The 21,403-nt window shown below is 52.6% G+C and carries 18 protein-coding genes; 17 read left to right on the forward strand and 1 reads right to left on the reverse strand.

The window, feature by feature from the left end:
* The first annotated feature begins 189 nt into the window (after nt 1-189).
* The 15 genes from obgE (at nt 190) to JTN23_RS20895 (ending at nt 17,182) form a co-directional block, all read left to right on the forward strand.
* Nucleotides 190-1,197 (forward strand): GTPase ObgE, encoded by a 1,008-nt coding sequence (gene obgE / locus JTN23_RS20825; RefSeq protein WP_247236997.1) that lies wholly within the window; start codon nt 190-192, stop codon nt 1,195-1,197.
* A gap of 81 nt (nt 1,198-1,278) precedes the next feature.
* The gene (locus tag JTN23_RS20830) at nt 1,279-4,449 is read left to right on the forward strand and encodes a sialate O-acetylesterase (protein ID WP_247236998.1); all 3,171 of its coding nucleotides are present in this window, start codon (nt 1,279-1,281) and stop codon (nt 4,447-4,449) included.
* Between the two features lie 185 nt (nt 4,450-4,634).
* The gene (locus JTN23_RS20835; RefSeq protein ID WP_247236999.1) at nt 4,635-6,740 is read left to right on the forward strand and encodes a T9SS type A sorting domain-containing protein; all 2,106 of its coding nucleotides are present in this window, start codon (nt 4,635-4,637) and stop codon (nt 6,738-6,740) included.
* Nucleotides 6,741-6,942: 202 nt separating this feature from the next.
* On the forward strand, nt 6,943-7,317 hold the full coding sequence (locus JTN23_RS20840) for an NADH-quinone oxidoreductase subunit A (protein ID WP_247237000.1): 375 nt from the start codon (nt 6,943-6,945) through the stop codon (nt 7,315-7,317).
* 43 nt (nt 7,318-7,360) lie between these two features.
* Nucleotides 7,361-7,903: an NADH-quinone oxidoreductase subunit B gene (locus tag JTN23_RS20845; RefSeq protein WP_247237001.1), complete on the forward strand. Its 543-nt coding sequence runs from the start codon at nt 7,361-7,363 to the stop codon at nt 7,901-7,903.
* A gap of 8 nt (nt 7,904-7,911) precedes the next feature.
* Nucleotides 7,912-8,412, forward strand: coding sequence for an NADH-quinone oxidoreductase subunit C (locus tag JTN23_RS20850; RefSeq protein ID WP_247237002.1), 501 nt, complete (start codon nt 7,912-7,914; stop codon nt 8,410-8,412).
* Nucleotides 8,413-8,439: 27 nt separating this feature from the next.
* The gene (nuoD, locus tag JTN23_RS20855; protein WP_247237003.1) at nt 8,440-9,669 is read left to right on the forward strand and encodes an NADH dehydrogenase (quinone) subunit D; all 1,230 of its coding nucleotides are present in this window, start codon (nt 8,440-8,442) and stop codon (nt 9,667-9,669) included.
* Between the two features lie 30 nt (nt 9,670-9,699).
* Complete coding sequence (locus JTN23_RS20860; RefSeq protein ID WP_409049467.1) at nt 9,700-10,200, forward strand: NADH-quinone oxidoreductase subunit NuoE family protein; 501 nt, start codon at nt 9,700-9,702, stop codon at nt 10,198-10,200.
* Nucleotides 10,201-10,231: 31 nt separating this feature from the next.
* Nucleotides 10,232-11,572, forward strand: a complete 1,341-nt coding sequence (gene nuoF, locus JTN23_RS20865) for an NADH-quinone oxidoreductase subunit NuoF (protein WP_247237005.1) — start codon at nt 10,232-10,234, stop codon at nt 11,570-11,572.
* Nucleotides 11,573-11,650: 78 nt separating this feature from the next.
* Nucleotides 11,651-12,766, forward strand: a complete 1,116-nt coding sequence (locus tag JTN23_RS20870) for an NADH-quinone oxidoreductase subunit G (RefSeq protein WP_247237006.1) — start codon at nt 11,651-11,653, stop codon at nt 12,764-12,766.
* A gap of 57 nt (nt 12,767-12,823) precedes the next feature.
* Entirely contained in the window at nt 12,824-13,903 is a 1,080-nt protein-coding gene (nuoH, locus tag JTN23_RS20875) for an NADH-quinone oxidoreductase subunit NuoH (RefSeq protein WP_247237007.1), read from the forward strand.
* Nucleotides 13,904-13,929: 26 nt separating this feature from the next.
* Nucleotides 13,930-14,523, forward strand: coding sequence for a NuoI/complex I 23 kDa subunit family protein (locus tag JTN23_RS20880; RefSeq protein ID WP_247237008.1), 594 nt, complete (start codon nt 13,930-13,932; stop codon nt 14,521-14,523).
* Between the two features lie 66 nt (nt 14,524-14,589).
* Nucleotides 14,590-15,108 carry an NADH-quinone oxidoreductase subunit J family protein gene (locus JTN23_RS20885; RefSeq protein WP_247237009.1) on the forward strand — a complete coding sequence of 173 codons (519 nt, stop codon included), beginning with the start codon at nt 14,590-14,592 and terminating at the stop codon, nt 15,106-15,108.
* Between the two features lie 411 nt (nt 15,109-15,519).
* A complete protein-coding gene (locus tag JTN23_RS20890; RefSeq protein ID WP_247237010.1) occupies nt 15,520-16,320 on the forward strand; it encodes a CPBP family intramembrane glutamic endopeptidase in 801 nt (266 codons plus the stop codon).
* Between the two features lie 85 nt (nt 16,321-16,405).
* On the forward strand, nt 16,406-17,182 hold the full coding sequence (locus JTN23_RS20895; RefSeq protein WP_247237011.1) for a glycerophosphodiester phosphodiesterase: 777 nt from the start codon (nt 16,406-16,408) through the stop codon (nt 17,180-17,182).
* A gap of 20 nt (nt 17,183-17,202) precedes the next feature.
* On the opposite strand, the gene JTN23_RS20900 is transcribed toward JTN23_RS20895, so the two are convergent.
* On the reverse strand, nt 17,203-17,721 hold the full coding sequence (locus JTN23_RS20900; RefSeq protein WP_247237012.1) for a C40 family peptidase: 519 nt from the start codon (nt 17,719-17,721) through the stop codon (nt 17,203-17,205).
* A 565-nt stretch (nt 17,722-18,286) separates the two neighbouring features.
* Between JTN23_RS20900 and JTN23_RS20905 the strand changes: the two genes are divergently transcribed.
* On the forward strand, nt 18,287-18,910 hold the full coding sequence (locus JTN23_RS20905) for a HupE/UreJ family protein (protein ID WP_247237013.1): 624 nt from the start codon (nt 18,287-18,289) through the stop codon (nt 18,908-18,910).
* A 59-nt stretch (nt 18,911-18,969) separates the two neighbouring features.
* The gene (locus JTN23_RS20910) at nt 18,970-21,360 is read left to right on the forward strand and encodes a M1 family metallopeptidase (protein ID WP_247237014.1); all 2,391 of its coding nucleotides are present in this window, start codon (nt 18,970-18,972) and stop codon (nt 21,358-21,360) included.
* Nucleotides 21,361-21,403: the final 43 nt, after the last annotated feature.

Genomic DNA, 21,403 nt, shown 5'->3' on the forward strand with positions numbered 1-21,403 from the left:
GTAGCAGCCGAAGAAACCAAGTAGGCTCAGGTCTGGTTTATACATTAAAATTATACTTATTTACTATATAGCTTACGGCACGGCCGAAGCTTGACATCATTGACCGTTTACGGCTGCACTCGATCCTGAATACCCATACTATGGAGGATAACCAGCAGTAACTGGTCACTGGTCACTGATCATTAAAACATGGCTTCATCAAATTTTATCGATTACGTAAAGATCAACGTACGCTCCGGAGCCGGAGGGGCTGGCTCAGTCCATTTCCGCCGGGAAAAGTATGTAGACAAGGGTGGTCCGGACGGAGGAGACGGCGGACGCGGCGGGCACATTATCCTGAAAGGGAACGCCCAGCACTGGACCCTGCTTCACCTCAAATACACCAAGCACGTTAAAGCCGACCCGGGAAAGGCCGGAGAAGGCGGGCGGCGCAAGGGAGCGCAGGGCAGGGATGTGATTCTGGAGGTACCGCTGGGTACCGTAGCGCGCAATGCCGAAACGGGAGAACAGATCCTGGAAATAACCGAAGACGGACAGGAGGCCATTCTGCTTCCCGGCGGACGGGGTGGATTGGGTAACGACCATTTTAAGTCATCTACCAACCAGACTCCTCAGCACGCCCAGACCGGTGAGCCCGGCGGAGAAGCCTGGGTGATTCTGGAGCTGAAGGTACTGGCTGACGTAGGTCTGGTCGGATTTCCGAACGCGGGCAAGTCGACGCTCCTGTCGGTGATATCGGCCGCCCGTCCCGAAATAGCCGATTATGCCTTCACCACTCTGGTGCCTAATCTGGGGGTAGTGTCCTACCGCGACTTCCGCTCATTTGTCGTGGCCGATATACCTGGTATTATCGAAGGCGCCTCGCAGGGCAAAGGGCTGGGGCTGCGGTTCCTCCGGCATATCGAGCGCAACTCGATCCTGCTGTTCATGATTCCGGCCGATTCCGAAGACATCAAAGCGGAGTACGAGACCTTACTCAACGAACTGCGACAATACAACCCCAGCCTGCTGGACAAGCAGCGCCTGCTCGCTATTTCCAAAGTAGACCTGCTGGACGAAGAAGAACGAGCCGGTATTCAGGATAAGCTACCTGAGCATGTGCCTCATATCCTTATTTCGGCCATTACGCAGGAAGGAATAGATAATTTGAAAGACATGCTCTGGAAAACTCTGAACGAAGAACAACCCGTTCAATAACTTCATGGAATAAAAGTTGCTTTCCGATCGTTGTAACCCGAGATTTGCAGGGTGAAAACGGTTGGAAAGTCATCTATTAGCATGAAATATACTTTACGTCTATTAGTGGTTACACTTATTGGGAGTGTAGCTTTTATTTTGCCGGAAGTACTTGGTCAGGTAAGCATCAACTACCCCAAAAACCGAGAGGTCTTTCAGCGGGACAAAAACAATTCAGCTACTATCTACATAGCGGGTAGCTATTCCGAAGCGGCCGACCGGGTGGAAGCCCAGCTGGTACCTGTACAAGGGGGTAATCATTCCGGCTGGATCACCATCCAGAATAACCCGCAGGGAGGGCAGTTTTACGGCAGCCTCGACTGGTCGGGCGGCTGGTATACCCTGGAAGTACGTATGTGGCGCGGCGGCCAGCAGGTCGGCAGCGCGTCCCTGTCGCGCGTAGGGATCGGGGAGGTATTTCTGATCGCGGGTCAGTCCAATGCGCAGGGGTACCAGGGCTACGGCGCCCGCGGTGCAGGCGACGACCGCGTCAATACCATCAACTACTACAACAACGACGGACCCAACGATAATCTTCCCGAGCCGGAGTTCAGCCATCTGAATGACAATTCTTTTATCTCCCCCCGTGGTAATTCAGCCTGGTCGTGGGGAAGGCTAGGTGACCAACTGGCCAACCGGCTGGGCGTCCCGATCCTGTTCTACAATGCGGCCTGGTACGGTACCTCCATCAAGAACTGGCGGGACAGCATCCACGGCACGGCCTACGGCGTGTTTGACGGGAGTCCTTATCCGCAGGGCATGCCTTATGCCAACCTGCGGCTGGCCATGCAGTACTACGTGCCTCTGACGGGTGTCAGGGGTGTACTCTGGCACCAGGGTGAGTCGGACACCTACACCAACACCAGCGCATCCACCTATGCCAACGACCTGCGGACCGTGATCGAGCAGAGCCGTAACGAATCCGGCAAGAACCTTTCGTGGGTAATAGCCCGGGTTTCCTACTTTCCGCTGGGAGGCGGTACCAGCGGTCAGGTGATACAGGGGCAAAATAATGTAGCATCGTCGGTACCCAATACCTTCTACGGCCCCGAGACGGACAACATCCCCAACCATCACCGCAGCGACGGCATCCACTTTGCCAACGAGGGACTGGTGATCCTGGGGGATATGTGGAACAATGCCCTGAATGATGATTTCTTCAACCGTTCGGAGCCCTACAAAGCCCAGCCTCTCCCCCGGGTGACTGTAAATAACTGCTCCAACGAAAACAATACCCTAACGCTTACCGTCGAAGGCAACTACTCCGCCGTCAACTGGAACAACGGCGCCGGCGACCGCACCATTACCGTAGGGCCGGGTACCTTCAAGGCCCGGGTACGGGATGGCGCCGGAAACGTCATGTATACGCCTGAGATCAGAATACCGGATAATGTACGGGCCTCTTCTCCCAATGTGACCATAGAAGGCCGTAACCCGATCTGCCAGAACGGTACGACGGTACTGTCCGCCAACAGCTCCGGCAAGGTAACGTGGAATAACGGCCAAAACGAGGAGCGCATTACGGTAAGCGCGGCCGGAGAGTTTTTTGCTACCGTCCAGAACGCCTACGGGTGTCAGGCCACTTCATCGCGTGTGGCCGTTACGGTACTCCCTACCCCACCTCCGGCTACTCCCAGCATTACCGTAACCGCCCCTACTACCTTCTGCGAGGGAGGAGAAGTAAAGCTCGTATCCAGCGCTCCCAGAAACGCCTGGTCCAACGGGATGGAGGGCAAGGAAGTAGCCATACGTACCTCGGGTGAGTACCGGGTGAGAGCCGTGGATGAGCAGGGTTGTTTTTCGTCTGAGTCGGCTCCCGTAGCCGTAGTGGTCAATCCGCTACCGGCCCAGCCCGTTATTTCGGCCAGCAGCAATACGACCTTCTGCCAGGGCGGTAACGTGACGCTCACCTCCAGCTACTCCAGCGGGAATATGTGGTCTACCCAGGCTACCGCACAGGCCATCACCGTAGCGCAGACGGGCTCCTATACCGTACGCGTACGCGATGCCAACGGTTGCGAGAATACCTCCCGCCCCGTAGATGTAAAGGTCAATCCGCTGCCGGCCGCTCCCTCTATTACGCCCCTGCGCCCTACTACCTTCTGCGACCGGGACTACACAGTGTTGCAGTCCAGCCCGGAACACATGTACCGGTGGAGTACCGGCCATACGGGACGCGAGCACGAAATACGTACCCCCGGCGACTACTCGCTTACCGTTACGGATATCAACGGCTGTACGTCGCCGGCCTCTTCAGTGGTGAAAGTGGTAGTGAACCCACTGCCCGCGAGCCCTACCATTACGGCGGCTGGCCCTACGACCTTCTGCGCGGATGATAACGTGCTGCTGCAGTCGACTCCGGCCCTGGGCTACCTGTGGAGCCACGGCGAAAGCAGCAAGGATGTATCGGTCAATAAAACGGCCGAATACAGCGTGCAGGCCCGTAACGAGTTTGGCTGTCTGTCGGACCCTTCCAACCGGATTCGGGTCAATGCCCTGCCTTTGCCCCCTATGCCTACTGTGACGGCACAGGGACCCACCAGCTTTTGTGATGGGGACGAGGTAATCCTTTCGGCTACCGGTATTGGTCCTGTTTCGTGGAATACCGGCGTAGCGGCGCCTACTATTACCGTTACCCAGACCGGCAACTACGCGGCCCGGGTACAGGGGACCAATGGTTGCTTTTCGCCCTATACTTCCTCCCTGCGTGTAGTAGCTCATCCCATTCCCGAGAAGCCCGTGATCCGGCAGGCGGGCACTTTTACACTTGAGGCAGAAAACGCCGTGGAAGCCGAGCGCTACGAATGGAAACGCGACGGAGCTACCATCCAGGACGAGGGGCTGTCGCTGATCAAAGCCGGTCAGTCGGGTACCTACTCCGTGAGGGGCTTTGTAGTCCACAGCCCTACCCTTACCTGCAGCTCCGTAGAGTCAGAGCTGTTCCGCTTCGAAGTAGATATGAGCACCGGCGGGTTCAGCATCTACCCCAACCCGAGCATAGACGGACTGGTTACGTTCGAGACCCTGCAGGACCTGCAGAATGCGACCGTTCAACTGTACGACCTGAGAGGAAATCTGGTTCATACCTTTACTTCGCTGTCCTTTGAGGAGCGCAAGGTAGTGGACTTGTCTACTCTGCCCGATGGGGTGTATATTGTCCGTATCGAGGCGGGTACTTTCACCGCTGTACGTAAAGTTATTCTGGCCCGCTGACGCGTAGAAGTAACTCTTTGCCGCAAAAATAAAATTGGTGTATTGTAGCAAAAATAATATTATAAATTTGTAGTCGATTCAAGTAGGTCCACGCTTCTCTGGGGCGTGGACTTACCTTGATAGGTACTACCTCGTATATAGTTGTAATGGAGTCGGAAGTTGAGTCATTTTTATATAATTTGCCAATGCGTAAATCCTCTACTTGTCATTTATTTATTAAGATCTGGTTACTGATTGTGTGTATTCCCGTAGTGGCTAGTGCCCAGATCAAGATTACCTCCCCTACTGACAGAGCCATATACCAGCGGGATATTACCGGCCAGACTACCCTCTCGATCACAGGTACGTACTCTCAACCTATTGATAAGGTGGAAGTAAGGGCGGTACCGGTCGTACCGGGCCAGGGTATTGGCACGGACTGGGCTACTCTTCAGAATAATCCTACCGGAGGTACTTTCCTGGGTACACTTCGCCTGCAGGGCGGATGGTACACGCTGGAAGTCCGGGGCCTTCAGAACCAAACGGTAGTAGGCCGCGATGTGGTACCTCGTATGGGAGTGGGAGAAGTGTTTCTGATCGCGGGTCAATCCAACGCGCAGGGGCTTAGAAACTACCCCGGCCCCAGTGCCAAGGACGACCGGGTCAACTACATAGCCTACGACAATATTGTTAACTCTCTCTTTGATCCTCCTGCTCCTACCTTTGCTCAGCTTACTTCCAACGCGATGGTAGGCCCCCATGGCCAGTCGGCCTGGAACTGGGGACTACTGGGCGACATGCTGGCCCGCAAGCTGAACGTACCCATCCTGTTTATCAACACAGCCTGGGAAGGTACCTCCATCCGTAACTGGACCCAGAGCGCTAAAGGTGAAACTACCTATAACGTATACGGAGGATTTGTGTATCCGCCTCAGATGCCTTACGCCAACCTGGCCATTGCCGCCCGCCACTATGTCAATACACTGGGGGCACGGGCCGTCCTGTGGATGCAGGGCGAAACCGACACGCACCCCCTCAACATGAGCAAGAGCGAGTACCAGGAGCACCTGCAGTTTCTGATCAACCGGCTGAGCGGAGATATCAACAAGCGGATCACCTGGGTGATTGCCCGTACCTCCCGCACCGCCACCGCTGATAACCGGCAGCAGTTTACGAGTCAGGCTATCATAGATGCACAGAACGCCGTCATCAACACACCTTTTAACAGTACTTATCCGGGTCCCGAAACGGATAAGATCAATGTGACACGTCCGGATGGTATCCACTTTATAGGCGATGAGGCGCTTACAGCCCTCGCCAACGCCTGGGACAATACCCTGAATACTACCTTTTTCTCTACGATCACTCCGCTGACACCGGCGGCGATTCCGGTGGTAACTACCGCCTGCGCCTCGGACAACAACGCCGTGAGCCTTACGCTGCCTGCCGGCTACTCATCGTATAGCTGGAGCACCGGACAGTCGGGACGTACCATCAACGTATCTTCGCCGGGTACCTACCGGGCTACACTGAAAGATGCCAACGGTAATGCCTACCTGAGCCAGGCCGTAACCGTAGAAAACTCCGTGAAACCCATCACCCCTACCGTAATTCCGGGAGGCCAGCAGCAGGCGTGTGCTGATTCAGGATTGGTCCTGTCGGCCTCGGGCGGCACTGACCAGTTTCTATGGAGTAACGGTACCACCGGCCGGGCCACCCGCGCCCTGCAAAGTGGCAACTACACCGTACGGGCTCAGAATGTGTTTGGATGCTTATCGGACGTATCGGCGCCGGTCGGCCTGACGATCCGGCCCGCGGTACCACAGCCTACAGTAGTACAGTCGGGACCTTTCAGTATGCAGGCTACACTCCCCAGTCAGGATCTGTCGGTAACCTACGACTGGAAACGCAACGATCAGGTCCTGAGCTCGGGATCAAGTGTGATCAAAGCCGTAGAGACCGGCGACTATACAGCCCGGGCCAAAGCCGTGTACAACCTGGGCAATAATAACCAGCTTACCTGCTACTCGCCTTTTTCGTCTCCGATCGCCTACATTCCTTCTGAGGGTGAAACCGTTGTGATATTCCCTAATCCGGCCCGCGGTGGTGTACTATCCATCGAAACCCGGGAGGACCTGACGGATGCCCAGGTGACCTTCTTCGGGGTAAACGGTGTAATGCTACGCACCCAGACTATCCCGACCCTGAGCGAGCGCCGTACCATTGATGCCAGTACACTGCCTCCCGGCATGTACATCATAAAGGTAAAGGCAGCCGGAACGGATGTATCCAAAAAGATAATAATAGACTAATTATATAACCAATATAACGAAAGGCATAACGAAAGGCTCCTGGTATCAGGAGCCTTTTTTGTACTTTTTCTGTAGGCTAGACTAGTGACCTTATTTGGTTGATAAATTTGCAAATTGTAATTTTACAGCAATACTATACTTGCCCGAACAATCGTTAGTAAACGTTTCTTATCTAAAATATGTTAAGAAACCAAGAAGAACTATGAATACGACTTATCTCCCTTCTGATTTTTTACCCATCGTGGTACAGCTTGGTCTGGCGCTGGCATTTATTGTCGGTACGATGATTGTTACCCACCTCATTGGACCCAGCCGCAAGAGTGGCCTCAAGGATGACCCCTTTGAGTGTGGGATAGAAGTAAAGGGTAATGCCCGTACGCCTATATCCGTCAAGTACTTTCTGGTTGCGATCCTGTTCGTACTGTTTGACGTGGAAGTAATTTTTATGTACCCGTGGGCGGTTAATTTCAGACAGCTGGGCTTGCTCGGCTTTATCGAGATGCTACTGTTCATGGCCTTATTGCTGGCTGGCTTCTACTATATTATCCGCAAGGGCGTTCTTAAGTGGGAGGAGTAAGCCATTAGTTCAATTAGTTGATTACTATAAAATCTATATTACTATGAGCTCTGTAAAGATGGTGGAGGCCCCGGATGGATACAGTGGAGCTGGTTTTTTTGCTACCTCACTAGACCAGGTGATAGGAATGGCACGTAGTCACTCGTTGTGGCCACTGCCTTTTGCCACATCCTGCTGTGGTATTGAATTCATGGCAACTATGGGTGCCCATTATGATATATCGCGCTTCGGTTCGGAGCGTCCCAGCTTTTCGCCCCGCCAGGCTGACCTGCTGATGGTGATGGGTACTATTGCCAAAAAGATGGCGCCCGTTGTAAAGCAGGTATACCTGCAGATGGCCGAACCCCGCTGGGTAATGGCCGTGGGAGCCTGTGCGTCCAGTGGTGGTATATTTGATACTTATAGTGTACTGCAGGGGATAGACCGTATCATTCCTGTGGACGTGTACGTACCAGGCTGTCCACCCCGTCCCGAGCAGATCCTGGAAGGTCTGATGCAGGTGCAGGAGCTGACACGCAACGAATCATTGCGTCGTCGAAACTCGGAAGAGTATCAACACCTGCTGGAATCTTATAAAATACAATAAACCATCCTATGCTTAGCAATCAGGAAGTAGCCGAAGAGTTGGTCAAGAAGTTCGGCGACGATGTATATGATTTTGAAGAACCGTATGGACTGTTAACCCTTACTACTACCCGGGAGCAGATCATACCCATACTAGAGTACCTGTTTCACCATGACCGGTTTAAGATTAACTTCCTGACGGATATCACCGGCATTCACTATCCGGACAGTCCGGGACAGGAGTTTGCGGTCGTGTACCACATCCATAGCCTTACCCAGAACTTCCGGGTAAGGATCAAGGTGTTTCTGGCCGAAGCAGATATTCATATTCCAACGGCTACTCCCCTGTATGCCTCCGCTAACTGGATGGAGCGGGAAACGTACGACTTCTTCGGGATCATCTTTGACGGTCATCCCGACCTGAGACGTATCCTGAACATCGAGGAGATGGATTACTTCCCGATGCGGAAGCAGTACCCGATGGAGGATGCTACGCGTCAGGATAAGACCGATGCGTTGTTTGGCCGTTAACCCTTACTATCTAACAGAGCAAGTACAATGGCAGATATAGAATTAGTACCTAATAAAAACTTTCCGGCCCGGAAAGACCACCCCGAGCTGGTAGGTGAGCTCACTACGCTTAACCTGGGTCCTACCCACCCGGCTACCCACGGTATCTTTCAGAACATCCTGCAGATGGATGGCGAAAAGATCGTGTCGGGCGAGCAGACCATTGGGTACATCCACCGGGCATTTGAAAAAATAGCCGAGCGTCGTCCGTTCTATCAGATCACGACCCTGACCGACCGCATGAACTACTGTTCGTCACCAATCAACAACTTCGGCTGGCACATGACGGTAGAAAAGCTGCTGGGCATAGAAGTACCTAAGCGGGCGCAGTACATCCGGGTAATCCTGATGGAGCTGGCTCGTATCAGTGATCACCTGATCTGTAACGGGATCCTCGGGGTGGATAGCGGAGCCTATTCCGGCTTCCTGTACCTGATGGAGAAGCGGGAAGAGATCTACGAAATATACGAAGAGATATGCGGAGCCCGTCTGACGACTAACATGGGTCGTATAGGCGGTATGGAAAGAGACTTCTCTAACGAGGCTCTGCGGAAGATCCGGGAGATGCTTAAAACGCTGCCACCGGTTCTGAAAGAGTTTGAGAACCTCTTCAACCGTAACCGTATATTCATGGACCGTACGATCAACGTAGGTCCTATTTCGGCCGAGCGGGCACTTAGCTACGGATTTACCGGACCTAACCTGCGTGCTGCCGGGGTTGACTACGATGTACGGGTGATGAATCCTTACTCTTCTTACGAAGATTTTGATTTTATTATTCCGGTAGGCCAGAGCGGCGATACCTACGACCGGTTTATGGTACGTAATGAGGAGATGTGGCAGAGTATGAGGATTATTGAGCAGGCTATGAACAACCTGCCCGAAGGTCCGTTCTTCGCCGATGCTCCTGAGTACTACCTGCCTCCCAAGCAGGAGGTATACCGCAGTATGGAGGCTCTCATCTACCACTTCAAGATTGTAATGGGTGAGATAGACGCTCCGGTAGGTGAAGTATACCACTCGGTAGAAGGTGGCAACGGTGAGTTGGGCTTCTACCTGATCAGTGACGGAGGCCGGACCCCTTACCGTCTGCACTTCCGACGTCCCAGCTTTATCTATTACCAGGCGTTTCCTGAGATGTGCAAAGGCACGACCCTGTCGGATGCCATCCTGATCATGAGTAGTCTGAACGTAATTGCCGGAGAGCTGGACGCGTAAATTAACCATTGGAATCCTTCCTGTAGAAAGATAATGACCGAAGCACCTAATACAGTAGCATTCACGCCGGAACGCCTGGCAAAAGCAAAGGAAATCATAGCCCGCTATCCCGAAGGCCGTCAGAAGTCGGCGCTTCTGCCCCTCCTGCACTTGGCTCAGGAACAGTGGGGATGGGTAAGCCCGGAGGTAATGGACTACGTAGCTGACCTACTGAGCATACTACCTATTGAGGTATACGAGGTAGCTACCTTCTATACCATGTTCCACCTGGATCCTGTCGGAAAACACGTCATTGAGTACTGCCGTACCGGCCCCTGCTGCCTGATGGGTGGTGAGGATGTGTATGGTTACCTGCGCGAAAAGCTGGGTGTGGAAGCCGGACAGACTACGGCCGACGGCAAGTTTACCGTAAAGGAGGTAGAGTGCCTGGCCGCCTGTGGCTGGGGACCTGTGTTCCAGATCCGGGAGAAGTACTACATGAATCTCACCCGGGAGCGGGTTGATGAGATCATTGACGAGTTAAGCAAATAAGCTGCTGTAAGCTGCTATACTATATAGAATAATGGCAAAGAAGATCTTAACCGAATATATAAACGTCCCCGGCATCGACACCTTTGAGGTGTACCGCAAGCACGGGGGCTATACGGCTGTAGAGAAAGCGCTCAAAACCATGACGCCCGAAGAGGTAGTGGAAGAGGCGAAGAAATCAGGCGTACGCGGACGAGGCGGCGCCGGATTCCCGATGGGAATGAAGTGGAGCTTTCTGGCCAAGCCGGAAGGAGTACCCCGCTACCTGGTATGTAATGCGGACGAATCAGAGCCCGGTACCTTCAAGGACCACTACCTGATGAAGATGATCCCCCACCTGCTTATAGAGGGGATGATCGTGTCAAGCTTTGCGCTGGGTGCTAATAAGTCGTTCATCTACGTACGGGGCGAGCTCATGTACGTGATCCGCATCCTGGAAAGAGCCATCGAAGAGGCCAAAGAAAAAGGCTTCCTGGGTAAGAACATCCTGGGTACAGGCTACGACCTGGAACTGGTAGTACAGCCCGGAGGTGGAGCTTATATCTGCGGTGAAGAAACGGCCCTGCTGGAATCGCTGGAAGGAAAGCGCGGTAACCCTCGCAACAAGCCTCCTTTCCCGGCTATCAAGGGTCTGTACCAGAGCCCAACGGTAGTGAACAACGTGGAGTCCATCTCTAACATGCCCTGGATCATCAACAACGGGGGTGATGCCTATGCCGCCATCGGAGTGGGACGCAGTACCGGTACCAAGCTAATCTCGGCCTCAGGTCACATCCGGAAGCCCGGTGTGTATGAGATTGAGCTAGGTGTATCGGTAGATGAGTTCCTGAACTCAGATGAATACTGCGGCGGCGTACGCGACGGCCACTACCTTAAGGCATTAGTAGCGGGAGGATCGTCAGTACCCATACTGCCGGCTCACCTGATTACCAAGACCGCCAACGGTGAAGATCGTCTGATGACGTACGAGTCACTCTCCGACGGTGGCTTTGCCACCGGTACCATGCTGGGATCGGGTGGATTCATCGTATTTGACGAGACATCCTGTATTGTACGTAATACCTGGAACTTCTCCCGCTTCTACCACCACGAGTCGTGCGGGCAGTGCAGCCCCTGCCGTGAAGGTACCGGCTGGATGGAGAAGGTACTCCACCGTCTTGAGCACGGCCACGGTAGCATGCACGACATTGACCTGCTGGTAGATATATCAAAGAAAATAGAAGGAAATACGATCTGTCCGCTCGGGGATGCGGCAGCCTGGCCGGTAGCCAGTGCCATTCGTCATTTCCGTGAAGAGTTTGAATGGCACGTGACCCATCCGCAGGAGGCTACCCGCCCCGGCGCGGTATACATGGGTTCAGCGGCCTTAGTGTAATTTTGAATGAGTGATTGAGAGAGTTAGAGAATTTTCATTCACTTATTCACTCATTCACTCAATCCTCATTGAAGAACAATGGAAGAGACCAAACCAACTTTATTCAAAATAACCTTCGACGGTATTGAAGTCGAAGTGGAGCCGGGTACTACCATTATGCAGGCTGCCCGTAAGATCGCCGAAGCGGACCGATCAAACGATGCCCTGGTACCACCGGCCATGTGCTACTACGAGCCTTTGAAAGGAACGGGCGGTAAGTGCCGCGCCTGTCTGGTAAAGGTAACCCAGGGCTCCGCCAAGGATACGCGCCCTATGCCTAAGCTGGTACCCTCGTGTATCACACAGGTACAGGACGGTATGGTAGTAGAGAACACCACCAATCCGGCCGTACTGGAAGCCCGCAAAGGCGTAGTGGAGTTCCTGCTCATCAACCACCCGCTGGACTGCCCCGTGTGCGACCAGGCTGGTGAGTGCCACCTGCAGGACTTTGCTTATGAGCACGGAGCGGCCAAAACCCGCTACGAGGAAGAGCGCCGTACCTTTGACCGGCACGACTTGGGTCCGTACATCCAGCTGCACATGACGCGTTGTATCCTGTGCTACCGCTGCGTATTCACGGCTGATCAGATTACAAATAAGCGGGTGCACGGTGTAATGCACCGGGGCGATGCTGCCGAAATCAGTACCTACATTGAGAAAGCCATTGATAACGACTTCTCCGGAAACGTCATTGATGTATGTCCCGTAGGAGCTCTGACCGACAAAACCTATCGCTTCAAGAACCGTGTATGGTTTACCAAACCCGTGGATGCCCACCGCGACTGCCCTACCTGTAGTGGTAACGTGACGCTGTGGTACCGGGGTGAAGAGGTAATCCGGGTGACGGCTCGCAAGAACGAGTGGGGTGAGGTAAAAGAGTTTATCTGTAACACCTGCCGTTTCGAGAAGAAGAATACAAGCGACTGGACCATCGAAGGACCTACCAAGGTACTGCGCAGCTCGGTAATCTCGGCGAATAAGTACCGTGCGGACCTGGTAAAGAAGCCTGATTTTGCTCTGAAGCTGGCTGATTCGCAGTACAAGCCCATTGAGGACAGCCGCGAGTTCGTGACAGATCAGGACAAGATTCGTCAGCTGAGTATTGAAAATAATGACAAAGCCAACCACCGTTCACAGTTGGCCGAAAAGAACTGATCCATCTAATAACAATCTATTCCGGAGGCGCACCAGCTCCTCCGGCTGTATACTACCATGGAACTAACTGAGTTCATCATTAAGGCCATTATTATACTGGTGATCTTTGGACTAACCCTCCTGATCGCTATGTACTCTACCTACGGCGAACGTAAAGTAGCTGCCTTTATCCAGGATCGTATCGGTCCCAACCGGGCGGGGCCGTTTGGAATGCTGCAGCCCTTGGCCGATGCCGGTAAGATGTTTTTTAAGGAAGACTTCATCCCTGCCCAGGCTAACAAGTGGCTGTTTATTGCTGGTCCTGCGCTGGCTATGCTTACTGCTCTGATGGCGAGTGCCGTTATCCCCTTTGGAGATACGATTCGTTACGATGGCGTGGAAGTAGCCGTACAGGCCGTAGAAGCCAACATTGGTATTCTGTACATCTTCGGTGTGGTATCGCTGGGAGTATACGGAATCATGGTGGGAGGCTGGGCTTCCAATAACAAGTTCTCTCTGCTGGGTGCTATCCGGGCAGCTTCTCAGAACATCAGCTACGAAATAGCCATGGGTATGGCCATTGTAGCCATTCTGATGATGACTGGTTCGCTGTCACTGCGGGCGATTGTAGAGCAGCAGCACGGAGGCAACTGGAACATCTGGTACCAGCCACTCGGATTTATCATATTCATCACCTGTGCCTTTGCGGAGTGTAACCGTACGCCCTTTGACCTCCCTGAGTGTGAAACGGAGCTGGTAGGTGGATACCACACGGAGTATAGCAGTATGAAGCTGGGTTTCTACCTGTTTGCTGAGTACATCAACATGTTTATCTCTTCGGCTGTAATCTCAGCGCTGTACTTTGGTGGCTACAACTACCCCGGTATGGACTGGGTATACACCCAACTAACCGGAGCTTTCGGTGAGGTAGCGGGTCACAATGCCGCTACGCTGATCGGTACGGCCGTGTTCTTTGGCAAGGCGTTGTTCTTCGTATTCTTCTACATGTGGGTACGCTGGACACTGCCACGCTTCCGCTACGACCAGCTCATGAACCTGGGCTGGAAGGGACTGATCCCTCTGGCTATTCTTAATATAATTATCACAGGTACTGGAGTACTGTTTCTGGAGCCTTATTTCTCGGCTCTGCTTAAGTAACCCCGTACCCTGCAACCATACATGCCATGCAGTTGACCAATCGCTCTAAGCAAGTTAGCAATAAAGAAATGACTCTGGCCGAACGCGCCTACCTGCCCGCTATTGCGCAGGGTATGGCCATTACGCTCAAGCATTTCTTCAAAAAGAAAGTAACCATACAGTACCCTGAGGTAAAGCGCTACCTCGGCCCCGTGTTCCGCGGGCGTCACATCCTGAAGCGCGACGATCAGGGACGCGAGCGCTGTACCGCCTGTGGTCTGTGCGCCGTTGCCTGTCCGGCCGAAGCTATCCAGATGGTAGCTGCCGAGCGTGAGAAGGGTGAAGAGCATCTGTACCGTGAAGAGAAATACGCCGCTGTATACGAAGTAAACATGCTGCGCTGCATCTTCTGCGGACTGTGCGAGGAAGCATGCCCCAAGCAGGCCGTATACCTGCGTCACGACGAGATGGTACCCGTCTTTGTCGAGCGCGATCAGGTGATCTGGGGTAAGGATATGCTGGTAGAGGATATGAACAACCGCTACAAGCGTGAAGCCTGGACCAAAGAAGAAGCCCGTCAGCTGGACGAGAAGAAAGCCAGAGGCGAAGTTTCGAACGTAGAGCCCCGTGCTATTCCCTGAATCTAACTAATTTTATACCTTTGCCGCGCGGTAGTCGCCGCTCCGGAAAGTGACCATTACCTGTTTATGAATCCGACGTTATCGATTTTTTATTTCCTGTCTTTCCTGACAGTACTCAGTGCCCTCATGGTGGTTTTCTCGCGTAGCCCCATTCACAGTGTGCTCTACCTGATCCTGACATTCTTCTGTCTGACAGGCCATTACATCCTGCTGAATGCGCAGTTTCTGGCGGCGGTAAATATCATTGTGTACGCCGGAGCTATCATGGTACTCTTTCTCTTCGTGATCATGTTCCTGAACATGAAGAAAGAAGACGAGGAAGCAAAAACCAATCTGACCAAGATAGCAGCCATGATCGTAGCGGGTACTCTGTTCGTGATCTTGTTCGGAGCGTACCGTAAGACCATCGTTGGCTCGTACAACCCTTACGAGTACAACTCGCAGGTAGGTATGGTAGAGAGCCTGGGAGCCGTGCTGTTCAGAGATTATCTGCTGCCATTCGAGCTGGCGTCGGTGCTGTTCCTGATTGCGATGACTGGTGCTGTCATGTTGGGTAGACGCGAAGTAGGAGAGCGTCATTTCTAAATTTGACCCTGTATCTGTTTGCATAGTTTGCGGGGCTGGCCACTAGGCCGGTCCCGCTTTTCTTTAGCCCTCCGGGGTTAGCAGCAGGCATTGGTTAGAGATGCAAAATAGTGCGTTTCTACATATAGCAAAACTCCGCTTTTCACTCTACACTTTTCACTTCTCACTTACTTTCTCCCTTCCTCCACGCGGCCGCCGCCTTCACCAATATGTATAGGGTATATTACCTGCTTTCCCTTTAATTTACTGGTACTTCATAGGTAGTACCTATAAAATTCCGGTTTTTAGAGGAGTAATAAAAACTGCTTTTCATTTGTCAGGTTTCTGAAATGAGGAGGCCTCTAAAAGCGTTTACTTTATTAAGTAGTACCTGTACTACCTGAGGAAGTAGTAAATAAGTAGCCGTAACTGATGAAGCAACGACATCTCTGGTATATCCTGCTGGCCAATGGATTATTTGCAACAGTAGCTAACCTGCTGTTCCTGATCGACGGCATCCAGCAACTGTGGAAAGTACTGTGGCAAAGTCTGCTGTATGGAATGGTCGTATACGCTTTTCAGATCGCCCTGACGTACTACCTCATTCAGAAATATGCCTCCCGCTCCTGGTTGTATCAGCCTTTTAGGGCCCGAGCCTGGGCAGTCGGGTTGGGCGTTGGCATAGGGCTCTGGCTGCTTTTTACCGGTATCTATACCTTGCAGCGTTCTTCCAGCCTCCTGTTTCCCAACTCGTCCGAAAGCTTCGTCCGTTTCCTCTCGATATTTCTTTTCAACTCGCTACCCGGTGCTCTGATCGAGGAATATCTTTTCAGGTACCTTCCGGTACGGTACGCCGAAAGCAGAAAGCTGGAGAAGCCCAGGGCGTGGCTGCTGTACGTGGGCGTGCTGCTTCTGTTTACGGTGGTACATATACCTGCCTATCTCCTCCGAGACCAGGTACCTCTCTCATCGTTATGGAGTCCATTCTCGATGGGGATTGCCTTTTTCTTTGTCTACCATACTACCCGTAACCTTCCCTTTGCGGCCCTTTTTCACGCTTTTACGAATAACCACTGGTTTCTTTACGGCACCCGCGACAGTAACGACTACTCCATCGTGATCCTGGCGAGTGTCATCTGGCTCATGCTGCGTATCCGGCAGAAGCAGCGCGCATACAAGCTAAAGCTACAGAAGGATATCTACAGTACCAGTACTGAGCATCATCGGGAGTAGAGCCTTTGATCCTTTACAAAATCGTAACAACCTCTTCTTTCATTTTATAGTAAATTGCGTTCCTAACCTACCCTTTACCCTACTAATGAAAAGAGCCTTACTATTTACCGCACTTTTTCTGACTTCGCTTACCTTCCAGAGTATGACCGTCACCAAAAAGAAAGCCAACAAGGTAATAGCCCACCGAGGAGCCTGGAAAAACACTGGCGCCCCCCAAAACTCAATTGCTGCCCTGGAGCATGCCATCAAGCTGGGATGCTACGGCAGCGAATTTGACGTACACATGTCGGCTGATTCGGTACTGGTTATCAACCATGACCATACCATTCAGGGGGTAGCTCTGGAGACTACTCCGGCCGCTCAGCTCTCGGCTATCAAACTGAGCAACGGCGAGTCGCTACCTACGCTGGAAGCTTACCTGAACGCAGGTAAAAAGCAGAAGCGTACGCGGCTCGTTCTGGAAATCAAGGCTTCGCAGCTCGGAAAGGAGCGCTCGCTGGCGCTGGCTCAGAAGTGTGTGGAGATGGTTCGCAAGACCAAAACGCGCAGCCTGGTCGACTACATCAGCTTTGACTACGACGTATGTAAAAAAGTAAAGGAGCTGGATCCGTCCGCGCAGGTAGCCTACCTGAACGGCGATAAGACACCGGAGCAGGTAGCAGCGGATGGCTTATACGGCCTCGACTACCACCACACCGTTTACAAGAAGAATGAGAACTGGATCAAGGAAGCGCAGCAGAAGGGCCTGACCCTAAACGTTTGGACTGTCAACGACCGGAGCCTGATGGATTGGTTCCTGGAACGGAACGTTGACTTCATCACGACAGATCAGCCGGAGCTATTACTGGAGATAACTCAGTAACAGGCTACTGCTACTCGTTTTTACCCCTCATCGTCCTGAGTAAGGATACGACGGATCGCCATAAAGCGGTTGCGGTAGTACTGGGACTGGAGCAGGTCGTAGCGAATACCTCCTTTGAACGCCGAGTGAATAAAGCGTACGTAATCGGGAGTAACCTCAGTGATAATACCTACGTGGCCGACCTGCGTACTTTTAGTATTACTTCCCTTAAAAAAGATCAGATCGCCGGGGCGCGCCTCGGCGATATCTACTTCCTGGCCTTTGTTGGCCTGCGCGGCGCTGGAGTGGGGTAATGAGAGGCCCCAGTTGGAGAAGATATAGCGAACAAAACCTGAGCAATCAAAACCTTTCCTGGATTCGCCCCCTGAGCGGTAGGGGATATGCAGATGGCGCTCGGCGAAATCAATCAGTGACTCAATGGTACTGGTACTTTCGGGAGCAGGAGCGTCGGTCTTAATCTGAGCCTGTACCGGCTCAACAAGGGCTGTTCCTACCCAGGCCGCAAGGCCCAGGAGCACTACTTTTACGGACATTTTCATTACGTAACAGGAGGGTTTAGTATCAACCAGTTCTCAAAAAAAGGCAATTACTGTTACAATCCCACACTTTTCGTACCATTTCTGTGTCTTCCCTCTTTATCACAAAAGCAATATAGCTGCTTTTCACAGCTACTATTTATCCGCTTACAGAAAGTATCTAATGGGTACAAATATCCTTTACTATCAGAGGTAGCAGGACATTTTATCCTCTTACAATCAGCAGATTATCTACTCCCCGTTCCACAAGCCCGGACCATAGAAGTAGTACTTTTTGAAGCCTTATAGTAGGAGTGAAATAAAACTGATTTTGCACCCGGAAATAGAACAGAAGAAAAATACAATATAGTTGTCAGAGTACCTGTTACCATCGGAGAGGCACCAGGTACCATGTTTAGTAAAGGCCGATAGCAATAATGTAGCCAGGTATCATAAAGCTTACAGAGCTATTTGATTTACTTTTTTGACAAAAAAGTAAGACCTTGCGGCCTTTGTACCCTCTTTTTTCAACTGTTTTAGGGACTTAGCCAAGTCTTTTTTAACTTTATTGCTTTAACAAGTACAAATCATGTCTGAATTTCAAGCGTACCTCCAACTAGGATTTGAACATATCACTGACCCCAATGGCTATGATCATATACTCTTTGTGATAGCGCTCTGTGCGATCTATACCCTACGCGACTGGAAGAAAGTACTCATTCTTGTCACGGCTTTTACCATAGGGCATTCGGTAACTCTGGCGCTGGCGACGCTCAATATCATCAATGTACGGTCAGATGTGATCGAGCTGCTGATCCCGATTACAATCCTGTTTACGGCCTGCATGAACTTTACCCACCAGACACCCAAGACTACCCTCTCTATTAGAGAGAAGAGTTCGCCCCTGCGGTACCCGATGGCTCTGTTGTTTGGCCTTATCCACGGGCTGGGGTTCTCGACCTACCTGAGGAGCCTGCTGGGGAGCGAAGCCAGTATTGTGGAGCCACTGCTGGCATTTAACGTAGGTCTTGAGCTGGGGCAGATTCTGATCGTGTTTGTTGTTCTGATCATAGCCTTTGCCATAGTAGAGCTTTTCCGCTCCTCCAAGCACAACTGGAATTACATCCTTTCGGGTATAATTGCCGGTATGGCTATATCGTTGATTATCAATAATGAGCTGTTTAGAGAGCTGACGGGCCTGCCTGTTGAATAAAATACTAGTTTAAAAAAGACCTAGCCTAATCCAATCCATTCATCACAGTAAACCAAACCATGAGAAAACTCTTTGCTTTTGTGGTAGCGTGTCTGCTGGTAACGGGTGCCCAGGCACAGCGGCTTCCAACCTCCGAGAGGTTCAACGCCAATGATAGCTTTGAGCAACTGGGTACCACCCTCCCTACCCCCAACACCTACCGCACGGCCTCCGGAGCGCCGGGCCGCGACTACTGGCAGATGCGCGCCGACTACGACATCAAAGCCGAACTGGACGACCAGAACCAGCGTATCACCGGTACCGAAACCATTACGTTCTTCAATAATTCGCCCGACGAGCTTCGCTACCTGTGGCTGCAGCTGGACCAGAATATATTTGAGAAAGGATCGATCTCGGGCGTGACCAACACGGGCGCTATCGGTCCCAATGGTGCTTCGGCCCGTCAGCTCCAGAGCCTCAGCTCCAATGGCAGCCACGGCAACAAGCCCAACAGTGAGTACGGGTACAGGATTACGGCCGTCAGAGACAAAGCCGGTAAGCCGCTCCCCTACTCCATCAACAACACCATGATGCGCATTGACCTGCCTACCCCGCTGAAGCCGGGTGCTAACGTGGTCTTTGGCGTCGACTGGAACTACAACATTACTGAGTACTACGGCCGCAGTGGCTACGAGTTCTTTGAGAAAGACGGCAACTACAACTACTTCATCGCGCACTGGTTCCCCCGGATGGCTCCCTACGACGATGTCAACGGCTGGCAGAACAAGCAGTTCCTGGGTCAGGGCGAGTTTGCGCTGATCTTTGGTAACTACAAAGTAGCCATCACGGTACCCAACGACCATGTGGTAGCCGCTACCGGCGAATGTCAGAACTACGCGCAGGTACTTACCACTACGCAGCGTCAGCGCATGAAGAAGGCGGAGACCTCGAAGGTACCCGTAGTGATTGTAACGCAGCAGGAAGCGGAGCAGGCCGAAAAAGGCAAGCCTACCGGCAAGAAGACCTGGGTATACAAAGCTGACAACGTACGTGACTTCGCCTTTGCCAGCAGCCGCAAGTTTATCTGGGATGCCATGCAGACCGACGTGTACGGCAACGGCCGCAAGATCTGGTCTATGTCGTACTACCCCAAGGAAGGTAACCCGCTGTGGGGGCAGTACTCTACCCGCGCCGTTGAGCATACCTTGAAGTCGTACGGTAACCGTACCTTCGAGTACCCCTACCCGGTAGCAATCTCCTGCCACGCGGTACCCGGTGGTGGTATGGAGTACCCCATGATCAGCTTTAACGGCGGCCGTCCTGAGGCGGATGGCACCTATACCGAGCAGGTCAAGTACGGCATGATCGGGGTGATCATCCACGAGGTTGGTCACAACTTCTTCCCCATGATCGTGAACTCCGACGAGCGTCAGTGGACCTGGATGGACGAAGGCCTGAACACCTTCTGCCAGTACCTGGCCGAGAAGGAGTGGGATTATAACTACCCTACCCGCCGTGGCGAGCCCCTGCAGATTGTAGAGTACATGTCGTCGGACAAGTCAGTACTATCACCCATCATGAGCTCATCGGACAATGTGATTGGTCTGGGACCTAACGCGTACGCCAAGCCCGCTACCGCGCTGAACATTCTGCGCGAGACGGTAATGGGCCGTGAACTGTTTGACTACGCCTTCAAGGAGTACGCCAACCGCTGGCGCTTCAAGAGCCCGACTCCGGCTGATTTCTTCCGTACCATGGAAGACGCCTCGGGGGTAGATCTGGACTGGTTCTGGAAGGGTTGGTTTTACGGAGTAGAGCCGGTAGACCAGGCAGTGGTGAATGTGGAGTGGTACAATCTGAATACGCAGAACCCAGAAGTTGAGAAAGCCCTCGCCCGCGAAGAAGCGGCTCGCCGCTCACAAACCATGAGCAAGATCCGTGATGCTCAGGCCAAGGATAAGACAGTAGTCGCACAGGATTCGACCATGCGTGACTTCTACAACAGCTACGATCCGTATAAGGTAACTCCGGCTGATCGTCAGAGATACGAAGAGTACCTGGCTACGCTGACGCCCGAAGAGCGTGAGCTGATACAGACCAACCAGAACTTCTATACCCTCACCTTGAAAAACCAGGGGGGCGTGGTGATGCCGGTAATCATCAGGATGGAGTTTGAAGACGGAACCGACTCGGTAGCCCGCTACCCGGCGGAGATCTGGCGCTTTAACAACCAGCAGATCGTCAAGGTAATCTCTACGAAGAAAAAGGTGGTACAGTGGACGCTCGATCCATTTAATGAGATTGCTGATATCGAAACCAGTAATAACTCATTCCCGCCGGTGCAGAAGCCAACCCGCTTCCAGCTCTATAAGCAGCAGCAGCGCCGCACTCCCAACCCTATGCAGCAGGAACAGCAGCAAGGCGGCGGGGCCGGTAGGTTGGGCACCGGAAGCCCCGGTAATAATAGATAAGCCCGAACCACAAGGGGTCTGAAATCGTTAAAAGAGTCTGTAC

Source organism: Telluribacter roseus (assembly GCF_017355915.2).
In the GTDB taxonomy this organism is placed as follows: domain Bacteria; phylum Bacteroidota; class Bacteroidia; order Cytophagales; family Spirosomataceae; genus Telluribacter.